An 11,191-nucleotide genomic window follows, 5' to 3' on the forward strand; every position below is an offset into this window, starting at 1 on the left:
GACGGTGCAAAATCTGATGCTGGTAAATCGGGGATAGCGTTTGGTTTGATTTTGGCGTGCTACAATTCGACCCAAGTAGTCTCAACCGTGCTGGTTACTGTAGCTCCTTTTCTCATTTCGCAGTGCTACAATCATCGACGCCTTGCGCCAATGTGCTTCGAGGTTGTAGCTCCCTTTCTCATTTCGCAGTGCTACAACCATTTCAAAAAACGCGTTTTTGCTATCAATGTTGTAGCTCCCTTTCTCATTTCGCAGTGCTACAATCGACGCCGCTTGTTCTTAATGCTTGCCCGGGTTGTAGCTCCCTTTCTCATTTCGCAGTGCTACAATCCGGTCAAATTGAGCCTTTGATGTATATACGTTGTAGCTCCCTTTCTCATTTCGCAGTGCTACAATTTGAGCCGCGGGATAAAGCCGCGGTTCAGGGTTGTAGCTCCCTTTCTCATTTCGCAGTGCTACAATTTGAGCCGCGGGATAAAGCCGCGGTTCAGGGTTGTAGCTCCCTTTCTCATTTCGCAGTGCTACAATCGAATTCGCGTTCAGCGGCGGTAGTGGCAGGTTGTAGCTCCCTTTCTCATTTCGCAGTGCTACAATCAGTAAATCTTTGGGGGCTGTTTTTTCATTGTTGTAGCTCCCTTTCTCATTTCGCAGTGCTACAATTGGTTGTGCCTGCCAAGCCGCCCAACAGGCGTTGTAGCTCCCTTTCTCATTTCGCAGTGCTACAATTTCCATGTCCTCCCATGATGGGCTAGTACCGGTTGTAGCTCCCTTTCTCATTTCGCAGTGCTACAATAGCAGCGCGTTGGCATGTGCCATCGCCGCAGTTGTAGCTCCCTTTCTCATTTCGCAGTGCTACAATTGAGTGCAATCAGCTTGTCATCGCGGTTGTGTTGTAGCTCCCTTTCTCATTTCGCAGTGCTACAATCACAATTTGGAGCGAGTGCAGGCAGAGCGGGTTGTAGCTCCCTTTCTCATTTCGCAGTGCTACAATTCGATGCGGTGAATTACTGCATCAAGCAGCGTTGTAGCTCCCTTTCTCATTTCGCAGTGCTACAATCTTCAAGTGAGAAGTATGAGCCGCCGATGGGTTGTAGCTCCCTTTCTCATTTCGCAGTGCTACAATCACCACCGAAACCCGAAGCAGGCGAATTTGGTTGTAGCTCCCTTTCTCATTTCGCAGTGCTACAATAAAGCCGCCAATGCCCCAGAAGCGTTGTGCGTTGTAGCTCCCTTTCTCATTTCGCAGTGCTACAATTGCATCACGCCGTCGTTGCGCGGATTGCCGCGTTGTAGCTCCCTTTCTCATTTCGCAGTGCTACAATCGGCTGCTGGTTCAGGATTTTTATTGCCAGGTTGTAGCTCCCTTTCTCATTTCGCAGTGCTACAATGAGCTAAATCAACGGGAATTGCCAGTTTGTGTTGTAGCTCCCTTTCTCATTTCGCAGTGCTACAATTAGACAAACGGGAAACCCTTATCTGATAAGGGTTTCCCGTTTATTTTTTACTTGAAAAAACACTTTAAAACAACAGTAATTGGTCTGCATTAACCTTTTTTTCCTGATTTTTCAGCTGTCCCAAAAGCAGGTGCATGCCGGTAAATTGCTTTTCGGTCACTTCCAAGCAGCGTATCGAGCCTTCTTCCGGCAGGTTGGCGCGCAGCCGAGTGTGGTGTTTTTGCAACGCATCACGACCGCGCACGATGCGGGTGTAAACTGATAATTGCAGCATTTGGTAGCCGTCTTTTTGTAGAAAAAGTCGGAATTGATTGGCGGCTTTGCGTTTGGCGACGGTGGTAACGGGTAGGTCGAAAAAGACGATGATGCGCATAAACTTGGCCTCACTCATAGTGATGTTCTTTCAAGGGCAAAATCTCGGGCAGTTTGAGTAGTTTGGCATTTTTTTCTGCCAGGCTGTTTTGAAAAGAAGCGATGGTACGGTCGATTGCTGCCAATACACTGAATGTTTGTTGCTCCAAGCGGATTTGGTGGTGCAGTAGGGACACCAGTATTTTCTTCGCTGCGGGCGTCAGCTCGGTATTCAGACGGCCTTGATCGTGCAGTTGCCAAACCATTAAATCGACCAAAGGCCGATACGGCTCGATAAAGTCGTCGGCCAAGTTGAAGGGGTTGAGTTCGCTTTTGTGAAACAGGCCGAGGGCGGGCAGCCAGCCGTATTGAACCAAGGCACGAGCAATAGCGGCGCGCAAGACGGCATAACCGTAATTGAGGTGGCTGTTGATTTCGCTCTCTTGCCAGCGCTTGAAACGGTTGCCGAAAACGGCTTGAAAATACAGAGCGGCGGCTTGAGCCTCCATGTTGCCGGTATCTCCGGATTTGACTGCAGCGGCCATGGCGCGTAAGCGTTTGGCTGCTAAATCGTTGCCGCTTTCATCGGCAGTTTGTGCTTGATTACAGATTTTTTGGCGGACGATGGCTTGCCAGAGTTGCTTTTTTTGCGGCTCACTGGCATTTAATTGTAATTTGAGCGTTTTCAGTTGGCGGTGGTATTGGGCATAAGGCAGCCATTGGCCGCAGGGTAGAAATTGTTCATCACAGGTCAGTAAGGTAATGCCGTTTAAGGCTAATGCGGAAAGCAAGGGTGCGGTGAGTACGGTTTCCGGGCTTTCAATCACAATAACCGCGATGTCTTCCAGCGGCACGGTGTAGGCTTGGCCGTTTTGCTGTATTAACATTTGCTGTTTTTGTAGCGATAGTTTGCCGCCTTCGCGTATTAATAGACTGCGCCAGCTCATGTTTTCCCCTTGATAATAAAATCCCTGCTTCAGACGGCCTGAAGCAGGGGTAACGGTTAGCGGATAGGAGGGCGTTTTTTCGGACGGCAACGGGTGATGGTTTTGCCCAATTCGTCGATTTGGTATTTTTGGAAAGATAGTGCGGTTTTGACACCGACACCTTCCAATACTCCATTTTTACCAACAGACGTATTTAAATCATGAATGCGGATGTTAATGTTTCCTGTCCCCCTGTGGCACCCAGCAAAATAGCCGAATAGTTTAGTTTTTTTAGTAATGACCTCTATGAGATCATTAGGATATAGAGAAAATTTAAACGTAAAGCTGCTATCAATCAACTGCCAATTTTCCTCATCCTTGAATGCAATGATGGCTTGGTTGGGCAGAATACCTTTGGCCACCTGCCAGCTATAGATAGGCACCAAGAAATATTTCCCTGCTTTCTCAAACACATCTACCCGCACCATCGTGGCATTGTCGGCAATACCGTTGCCGCCGCGCACCAGTACGCCGCTTTTCTGCACCTGTTCCACCCGAACAGCTTTCACTTGCTGGCCGCCCTGTTTGTAAAATGGTTCGGCAAAGGCTTTGGCGGGGTCATTGCCGTATGCGGCCAAACGTTCTTTCAGCGCTTCATACAGTTGCGGCTCGCGCGCGCGATTGACCATGTTTTCTAAAAGATTAGGCTTTAACTGAGTGAGGGCAACTTTCAATACGCTGATGCCCTCATCCAGGCGTTTGGCTGATTTAATGGTTTCCAAGTGTCCCTGTCCGCTCATTTTTCGGTTGGGCGCTCGGGAAACAAAGAGCGGCGCGACATATTCATGCACAGCCTCTGGGCGTGAAGACAAACGCTCGCTTAATAAAGCCACCAAAGCTTCCCGCGTATCCGCTTCCGGATAATCAGGCGCGCCGTCGGGTTTGCCGAATACGCGGATCATCACTTCTTGGCGGAAAAAATCCCAAGGTTGCGGAAAATGTGGGCGGCTGACCTCACCGGTTTCCTTGTCGATTATTTCGCCGTCAAACACATTCATTTCTTGTTGGCGCACAAAACGGGTAATCCGCTGCTGCATGGCGACAGATGAACAAGCCACTACCACAGCATCAAGTGCATGATGACGGTCGTTTTCTTCCCGCACTTTACGTAACCCCCACCGTGCACGCAACAGGCTGGTGATTTGGCCGTTGGAGGCAAACACGCGCTGCTGGCCTTTGCCGTTTAGCAGCATATTGTTGGCGATAAACTGACATAAAAAGCGGGCAACATAACGGGTATCATTGAGGTTGCGGGCTTTGAAGCCTTCCTCATCTAATTTTTGCAGCAAAATGCGTTGTTTTTTACTATGATGGAAACGGCAGTTTTCCACTCGTGCCACAAATTCGCGCCAACGCGGGCTATTGCCTGCGCCGCCCAGCCACTCGTAAGGCGTTTGGCTGCCTTTGTTTTGGTTTTCTCCGGCTAAGACCAGCACTTTATTGTTGAAGCTGTCGTCCCAAGTGCGCGAAAACGGCAGGGCATGGTCTATTTCGACATAGCCTTTTTCGTTCAGACGGCCTATATCAAGCGCATGACCGGAATACAGGCATTGGCCGTGCTGATATTCGTATAAACGCAGTTTGAGAATATCCAAAGCTTTGGGATGACTGACAAAATTGGGGAAATATTCACAGAACTTTTCCACCGCGCGCAAACGGTCTCTCTGATTGTCTTCCTGGTGCTTTTTGATTTCCTGCCGGTCTTTATAGGATTTGCCGACTTCGCGGCCGGTTTCGATGTGGATTCGGGCGGGGGAGCCGTAACGGCGCACAATGCCGTTAATCACTTTGCGTGCTTGCGAAAGGGTGCGCAACACCACCGGATTGCGGATTTCATCAGCCGGAATCGGGGGCAGAAATAATGCCTGTTGTTTGTTGTGCTGGCCGTGGTGTTGGCCGTAAACAGCGGTGCAAGCCTCATCGTAACGTATGCCTTGCTCCATCAGCGGCAAAATATGCTGAAGCGCTTTCAAGGAAAGTTGGATGAATTTATCGAAACTCAATCCGACCAATAATGCCTGTAAAACATTATCGGGTAATGTATCTTTCAGATGGCCTGCAATATCTTCATCCGTTTTATAAAGCGAAAAGACACTGCCGATTTCATCTAATATTTCAGCTTTGCCGGCCAAGCCCTGCCATTCGGTTTTCAGGCCGGCTTTTTCCAGCGCTTTGCGTACCGCATGATAGGCTTTCATTTCCATCAGCGTGGCCGATTCGGCGTTATCTTTGCCGTAACGCAAACCTTTGAAATAGGCAGAATCAGGCAAGGCTAATGCCTTGCGTATTTGGACGTAGGTCAGCTTGGCCTGCTTGTAAGGCATATCCATCAGCGTACGACGCTCTTGTTCATCTAATGCCCGCTCATCACCATGGGTTTGAATACGCAGATTGTTTAACTTGGTCAGCCAGATAAAACGTTCGGCAAAATAAGTATGCTTGGCGGCTTTGTATTCCAAAGGCTCAAAAGTGCACCGCCCCAACATTTTTTGAACCGCATGACCCGACAAGGCCGGACGTTGCTGCATCAATAAGGCTTCGACTTCCTGCTTGAGGCCGTCTGAAACATGCGGATTACCGAAAGATTGCTGGGCAGCAAACAGTTGGTGCAGCTCTTGCTGTATATCTTTGCGGTTGAAGGTGTGCGAATAATCGCCGCGTTGGTTGCGGATATGATTGCTCTCTGTCAGGAATTTTTTCATCGCCAGCTCTGCCGGGCTGCGGTATTCGTCACTTTGCAGGGCTTGATGGTTTTGATTGACGCCGGTCAGCAGTCTGCCCAATTCTTTATCGGCATTGTCGCTTTCATTTTTGCGTTGTGATAAATAGCCGCGATGCTTGACCAAATGCAGCAACACTGCCGCCCATTCTTTCGGCATCAATTTCCGGCTCAAACCTTCTACCCGCAGTTGCCACGGTGTGTTGGGTAAATCTTTAATCAAGCCTTGATTATCAAAATCAGCTGCTTGCAAAATGCCTTCCCGTTTCAATAAACGGCGGGCCCGTAGCAAACGGTGGGCACGGCGGCGGATTAGCCGGCGCACGCTGCGTGCTTGACGGCGTGCTGCGGCCAAAGAGTCACCGGTTTTCGGTACTTCAGCACGCTCGAATGTGCGCACGCCGATATCAATCAGCCGGATGGGATGTTCTTCGGCATCGATTTCAACGATTGCCCAGCCGACAGAGGCAATGCCTAAATCCAGGCCGAGAATGTAGTTTAATGGTTTTAGCGGGAAAGTTGGCATGACGGTTTTCCAGGGTTGTTATGTTATGCAGTGAAATATATAACAGTTGATTATTTTTAAGCAAATATAATTGACTACATTCCTTATCATTGGTATGATAAAACTTATTGTTGCACTGCGAAATGAGAAACGTTGCTACAATAAGGCCGTCTGAAAAGATGTGCCGTAACGCTCTGCCCCTTTCAAACTTTGTTTGAAAGGGGCATCGTTTTTTGGAAGTGTCGGTATAGAAACAAAGGCCGTCTGAAACATGAGTTTCAGACGGCCTTTGTTTATTCTTTTTTCCGTTTCGCTCGCGGATGGGCGTCGTCATAAATTTTGGCGAGATGGTCGAAATCGAGTTTGGTGTAGATTTGGGTGGTCGACAGGCTGCTGTGGCCGAGCAGCTCTTGTACGGCGCGGATGTCGCGGGCGGATTGGAGCAGGTGGCTGGCGTAGCTGTGGCGCAGCATGTGGGGGGAAAGGTGCTGCGGGCTGTTTTGTGTGAGCGCCCATTCGCGCAGGCGGTTTTGGATTTGGCGCTGGCTGAGGCGGCCGCCGCGGTTGTTGGTAAAGAGGGCGGTTTCGCCGGCGGCGGTGTGGCGGTGGGGCAGGTAGGCGCGGATGGCGGCGATGCTTTGGGCGACCAGCGGCACTTGGCGTTGTTTGTTGCCTTTGCCGGTAACGCTCACCCAGCCGTCGTCTAATAGGATGTCGGTAAGGTTGAGGTTGTGGATTTCGGAAAGGCGCAGGCCGGAGCCGTACATCAGTTCGAAGATGGCGTGATCGCGCAGGGCGATGGCGGTGGAATCGGTATCGTGGTCGAGCAGGTGGTTGAGGGTTTCTTGTTCGACGGCTTTGGGCAGCAGGCCGGGCGGTTTGGGGGCTTTGAGGTGTTCGGTGGGGTCGGCCTCGAGCAGGCCTTTTTCGACCAGCCAGCGGCAGTATTGGCGCCAGGCGGAGAGTTTTCGTGCCATGCTGCGGGGGTGTTGTTCTTGCTGGGAAAGTTTTTTCAGCGCGGCGGTGAAATGGCGGCGGTGGGGCGGCTCGCCGGCGGCGGTTTCGGGCAGCAGGGCGGCGAGTTGGCTGAGGTCGCGGCGGTAGGCGGCGAGGGTGTGGGCGGATTTTCCTTGCTGTTGCAGGGTTTGCAGGTAGTCGTTTTGGTGTTGGAGCAGTTGGGTAAGTTGCATGGCGGCGGCCGTTTGATACCTGTTTGAAAATAACCCGGCTGTGTGTATGGCCTTGAGAGCGCTGTTTTGCCGGCTGATGGTTTGAGCGGGTATGAAAGAGGTATTCAGACGGCCTTCGATGGATGATGAGGCCGTCTGAATGCCCATTCACAAAAATAATCTAACGGCGTTGGCTTACTTTGTCGTACGTGCGTACTGTTTCCGGCTTGCCGCCTTGTTGGCTTACTTTTTTGAACGGGTATGAATATTATTTGGCCAGGCTGACTTCGATTTCGAGGTCGGTCAGGTCAAGCTGCCATTGTTGCATGATGTGGCGGAACAATGCCAGCTCGGCGTTGTTGAGGGCGTTGTCGCTTTTGCAGATGCGCAGGGCGGTGGCCAGGGTGTTGATGCGTTCGCTGCGGCCGGTGATTTCGCCCAGCATGATGTTGATACGCTCGGGCTGGAGCAGGTTGATGCGCTCGCTGCCGGACTCGGCTACGATGTCTTCGAGATAGTGGGCGAGCACGCGCATGAATTCGGTTTGGTTGAGGCCGACGGCTTCGTAGAGTGCGGGTTGCAGTTCGGCAAATTCGCTGGCATCGATATCGCTGTCGGCCATGATGCACATGCTGACCACGCGGGCCATGGCTTCGGGGCTGTTGGCGGGATAGTTTCTCATGAGTGGTTTCCTTTTGGATGGTTGGGGCGGCCTGTGTTTCAGACGGCCTTATAAGATGTTGCGCAAGGCCGGCGGGATGGTGCCGACTTTTTGTTGGCTGTAATCAAAGCAAACCATGCCGGTTTGCACTTTGGCGATGGTTTGGCCGTCGCCGGGGCGGTGGATGTGGTAGAGCAGGGCGAAGCCGCTGCGGCCGATGTCGGCGGTGCCGATTTCGATTTCGAGCCCGTCGCCGTGGTGGGCTTGGGCGGTGTATTGGATGGCGGTGTCGGCCATAATCAAGCCGCTGCCGCCGGCATCAAGCTCGCTGAAGCCGTGTTCGGCCAACCAGCGGATGCGGGCTTCGTGGCAGAGGCGTAATACGGCATCGTTGGCGAGGTGGTTGCCGTAGTTGATGTCGCCGATTTGCACAGTGAGACGGGTGCGGAACAAGATGTTCTCCGGCAGGGGGAGGGTGATGCGCGCCATGTTGTTTTCCTCAAATTTTTCTGATAGCTATGTGCAAATATTAACATTTATTTTACGCGCATGAGGCGGTGGGTATGTTGTTTTGTGTTAAGCTTTCATAAAGCTTGTCGTGTAGATAATGGAAAGGGGGTGGGTTATGATCTATCGTAAAATTATGGTTCCCGTGGATGACAGCAAGGCGTCTCTGCGCGCTTTGACCGAGGCTTGCGGTTTGGCACGGGCATCTGATGCCGAAGTGTTGGCCGTGCATGTGGTGGACTTGGCTCAGTTTAACTGGGGTGCGGCTGAATTTGCCAATCATGAGGCGTTGCGCATGGCGGTGGAAGATGCGGGCGGCCGTGTGTTGGATCATGCTTCGCAGATGCTGGCGCAATCAGGTGTGCGCCATGAAACCAAGATTCTGGAAAGCGGCGGCGATAAAATTGCCGATTTACTGGTGGATGAATTGCACGACGCCCATTGTGATTTGATTGTGATGGGCACACACGGTTTCAGCGGGCTGATGCATTTGCTGATGGGCTCGGTGGCCGAAGGTGTGTTGCGCAAGGCTGATGTGCCGGTGCTGCTGGTGCGTCATCAAGACGATGATTGATGCGTGTCGTTGTTTTAAAGGCATGAATAAGGCCGTCTGAAAGCAAGTATTGCCTGCGTTTTCAGACGGCCTTTGATTGGCCGGTGTTTAGTTGCCGGTTGCCGTATTATTGTGCTTCGCCCGAGGTGCGCAGCGTGGGGCATTTTTGCAGGGTGCTCATGGCGGTTTCGACAACCATCGGTGCGGTTTTTTCCAAATCAAAGCGTTGCGGGTTGGAGAGCCAGAGCTGTGCCAGGCCGTTGCAGGCTGATTTCAGGTAAATAACTGCCAAATCGATGTTTAAGTCGGCCGGCAGTTTTTGCTGACGCACGCATAATGCCAGCGCGGCGCTGAGCTGGTCGTGCCACATCAGGTTGTATTGCGTCATCAAGTTGACAATCGCTTCGTTTTTCTCGGTATGTTCGCATTTCAGGTGCAAAATAGTCATAAATTTGCGGTAGGTTTCATTGTGTTGAATGCGTTCATAGAGATTAACCAGCGCACAACGCAGATTTTCCCAGGTGTCGGGCGAGGCGTTTTCAATATCTGCGCTCAAGCTTTCTCTGAAATCTTTGAAAATGTGTTGGAAAAGGGCATCAAACAAATCTTCTTTGTTTTTGAAATGCCAGTATAAAGCGCCGCGGGTTACTCCGGCGGTTTGGGCGATTTCATTGAGCGAGGCACGCGCCACGCCTTGGCGGTAGAAGGTGTCGAGTGCGGCGAGCATCAGGTATTCGCGGGTTTTGAGCGCTTCTGCTTTGGTTTTTCTCATGGTAGTATCGGTAACAAAGTTATTGTTTGTAAAAGTGAAATGCCATTATAAGAAAAAACTTTAATACGTGCAAGCATGCATGTATAATAACAACGTTAAATTTGAGTTAGCACAATCTGGGTTGAAGTAAAACAACATTAATCGGCTGTCGGCATATCTTGGAAAATCAGTTTCTGAGTATGCCGGCAGCCTGATTGGCTTTTCGTATTGTGTCATTGTTAATCAATCATATTAATCAGAATAGGAAAGAAGAATGGCGTTTAATGCTCCTAAAACTTTGCGTGTCGCGGCGTTGGCCGTAGCGACCGCGCTGGCTTTGAGTGCGTGCGGCGGCGAAGATCAGGCCCAACAGCAGCAGGCCGGGCAACAAGCTCCGGCTCCTGAGGTGGGTGTGGTTACGGTCAGCCCTGCCGATGTGACCATCAGCACCGATTTGCCGGGCCGCCTCGAATCCCGCCGCACGGCCAATGTGCGCGCCCAAGTGGGCGGTATCATTCAGCAGCGCTTGTTTCAGGAGGGCAGCTATGTGCGCGCCGGCCAGCCACTGTATCAATTGGATAACGCCACTTATGTTGCCGGTTTGGAAAGTGCCCGCGCACAATTGGCTTCTGCCGAGGCCACACTGGCGAAAGCCAATGCCGATTTGGCGCGCTACAAACCGCTGGTAGAGGCTGATGCCATCAGCAAGCAGGAATATGATGCTGCCATTCAGGCCAAGCGCGCCGGCGAAGCAGCGGTGAAATCGGCTCAGGCGGCGATTAAGTCTTCACAAATCAATGTGAATTATTCGCGCATCACCGCACCGATTTCCGGCTTTATCGGCCAATCGAATGTTTCAGAGGGCACGCTGGTGTCGGCCAATGATGCCACGGTGCTGGCCAGAATTCAGCAAACCAATCCGCTGTATGTGAATGTGACCCAGTCGGCCACCGAAGTGATGAAACTGCGCCAACGCATTGCCAACGGCGAAATGCAGGCGGTTAACGGTGCGGTGGAGGTGAGCATTCTGCTGGAAGACGGCAGCGAATACCCGCAAAAAGGGCGCTTGCTGTTTGCCGACCCGACTGTCGATGAAACCACCGGCCAGGTGACCTTGCGCGCCGAAGTGCCCAATGCCGACAATATTCTGCTGCCCGGTCTGTATGTGCGTGTGAGCCTGCCGCAGGCGGCGATTGCCAATGCCTTTGTGGTGCCGCAGCAGGCGGTTACCCGTGGTCAGAAAGATACGGTAATGATTGTTAACGCTGATGGCAGCATGGCGCCGCGAGAAGTAACGGTGGCTCAGCAGCAGGGCAGCAACTGGATTATTACCGGCGGCCTGCAAGCGGGCGATAAAGTGATTGTCGACGGCTTGGCGATTGCCGGCATGATGGGGGCGCAAAAAGTAACGCCGAAAGAATGGACGCCGCAAGGCCAGGCTCCGGCAGCCGGAGCGGCGCCGGCTACGGCTTCGCAAGCAGCCTCTGACGTTCAGACGGCCTCAGCGCCCGCTTCTGCTTCTGCGGCACAATAAG

Annotated in this window: 9 protein-coding genes and 1 CRISPR repeat array; of the genes, 2 read left to right on the top strand and 7 right to left on the bottom strand. The window is 51.9% G+C overall.

Annotated features, from left to right (window positions below; genetic code table 11):
* Positions 1-96: 96 nt before the first annotated feature.
* Positions 97-1,454: direct repeats of the CRISPR family, unit length 36 nt; unit sequence GTTGTAGCTCCCTTTCTCATTTCGCAGTGCTACAAT.
* A 64-nt stretch (positions 1,455-1,518) separates the two neighbouring features.
* From cas2 to LVJ83_RS02160, 6 genes are all read right to left on the bottom strand, one after another.
* Entirely contained in the window at positions 1,519-1,845 is a 327-nt protein-coding gene (gene cas2, locus LVJ83_RS02135; protein WP_244785867.1) for a CRISPR-associated endonuclease Cas2, read from the bottom strand.
* Positions 1,838-2,752: a type II CRISPR-associated endonuclease Cas1 gene (gene cas1, locus LVJ83_RS02140; protein ID WP_244787604.1), complete on the bottom strand. Its 915-nt coding sequence runs from the start codon at positions 2,750-2,752 to the stop codon at positions 1,838-1,840. The genes cas2 and cas1 overlap by 8 nt, the downstream gene beginning before the upstream one ends.
* Positions 2,753-2,808: 56 nt before the next feature.
* On the bottom strand, positions 2,809-6,036 hold the full coding sequence (cas9, locus tag LVJ83_RS02145) for a type II CRISPR RNA-guided endonuclease Cas9 (protein WP_244785869.1): 3,228 nt from the start codon (positions 6,034-6,036) through the stop codon (positions 2,809-2,811).
* 272 nt (positions 6,037-6,308) lie between these two features.
* Positions 6,309-7,205, bottom strand: coding sequence for a tyrosine-type recombinase/integrase (locus LVJ83_RS02150; protein WP_244785871.1), 897 nt, complete (start codon positions 7,203-7,205; stop codon positions 6,309-6,311).
* A gap of 247 nt (positions 7,206-7,452) precedes the next feature.
* Entirely contained in the window at positions 7,453-7,866 is a 414-nt protein-coding gene (locus tag LVJ83_RS02155; protein ID WP_244785873.1) for a hypothetical protein, read from the bottom strand.
* Positions 7,867-7,914: 48 nt separating this feature from the next.
* Positions 7,915-8,334, bottom strand: a complete 420-nt coding sequence (locus LVJ83_RS02160) for an acyl-CoA thioesterase (protein WP_244785875.1) — start codon at positions 8,332-8,334, stop codon at positions 7,915-7,917.
* Positions 8,335-8,470: 136 nt separating this feature from the next.
* Here LVJ83_RS02160 and LVJ83_RS02165 point away from each other — a divergent pair, with 136 nt between their 5' ends.
* A complete protein-coding gene (locus tag LVJ83_RS02165) occupies positions 8,471-8,926 on the top strand; it encodes a universal stress protein (protein WP_244785877.1) in 456 nt (151 codons plus the stop codon).
* Positions 8,927-9,032: 106 nt separating this feature from the next.
* Here the strand turns inward: LVJ83_RS02165 and mtrR are convergent, their stop codons facing one another.
* Positions 9,033-9,677 (bottom strand): multidrug efflux system transcriptional repressor MtrR, encoded by a 645-nt coding sequence (mtrR, locus tag LVJ83_RS02170; RefSeq protein WP_244785879.1) that lies wholly within the window; start codon positions 9,675-9,677, stop codon positions 9,033-9,035.
* A 253-nt stretch (positions 9,678-9,930) separates the two neighbouring features.
* Between mtrR and LVJ83_RS02175 the strand changes: the two genes are divergently transcribed.
* On the top strand, positions 9,931-11,190 hold the full coding sequence (locus LVJ83_RS02175; RefSeq protein ID WP_244785881.1) for an efflux RND transporter periplasmic adaptor subunit: 1,260 nt from the start codon (positions 9,931-9,933) through the stop codon (positions 11,188-11,190).
* Position 11,191: the final 1 nt, after the last annotated feature.

This window comes from Uruburuella testudinis (genome assembly GCF_022870865.1).
GTDB classification, from domain to species: domain Bacteria; phylum Pseudomonadota; class Gammaproteobacteria; order Burkholderiales; family Neisseriaceae; genus Neisseria; species Neisseria testudinis.

What these genes read in the sequence shown, in the direction of transcription:
- LVJ83_RS02175 (WP_244785881.1), top strand. Translation starts at nt 9,931, where the DNA reads ATGGCGTTTAATGCTCCTAAAACTTTGCGTGTCGCGGCGTTGGCCGTA.
- cas1 (WP_244787604.1), bottom strand. Translation starts at nt 2,752, where the DNA reads ATGAGCTGGCGCAGTCTATTAATACGCGAAGGCGGCAAACTATCGCTA.
- cas2 (WP_244785867.1), bottom strand. Translation starts at nt 1,845, where the DNA reads ATGAGTGAGGCCAAGTTTATGCGCATCATCGTCTTTTTCGACCTACCC.
- LVJ83_RS02150 (WP_244785871.1), bottom strand. Translation starts at nt 7,205, where the DNA reads ATGCAACTTACCCAACTGCTCCAACACCAAAACGACTACCTGCAAACC.
- LVJ83_RS02160 (WP_244785875.1), bottom strand. Translation starts at nt 8,334, where the DNA reads ATGGCGCGCATCACCCTCCCCCTGCCGGAGAACATCTTGTTCCGCACC.
- mtrR (WP_244785879.1), bottom strand. Translation starts at nt 9,677, where the DNA reads ATGAGAAAAACCAAAGCAGAAGCGCTCAAAACCCGCGAATACCTGATG.
- LVJ83_RS02155 (WP_244785873.1), bottom strand. Translation starts at nt 7,866, where the DNA reads ATGAGAAACTATCCCGCCAACAGCCCCGAAGCCATGGCCCGCGTGGTC.
- LVJ83_RS02165 (WP_244785877.1), top strand. Translation starts at nt 8,471, where the DNA reads ATGATCTATCGTAAAATTATGGTTCCCGTGGATGACAGCAAGGCGTCT.
- cas9 (WP_244785869.1), bottom strand. Translation starts at nt 6,036, where the DNA reads ATGCCAACTTTCCCGCTAAAACCATTAAACTACATTCTCGGCCTGGAT.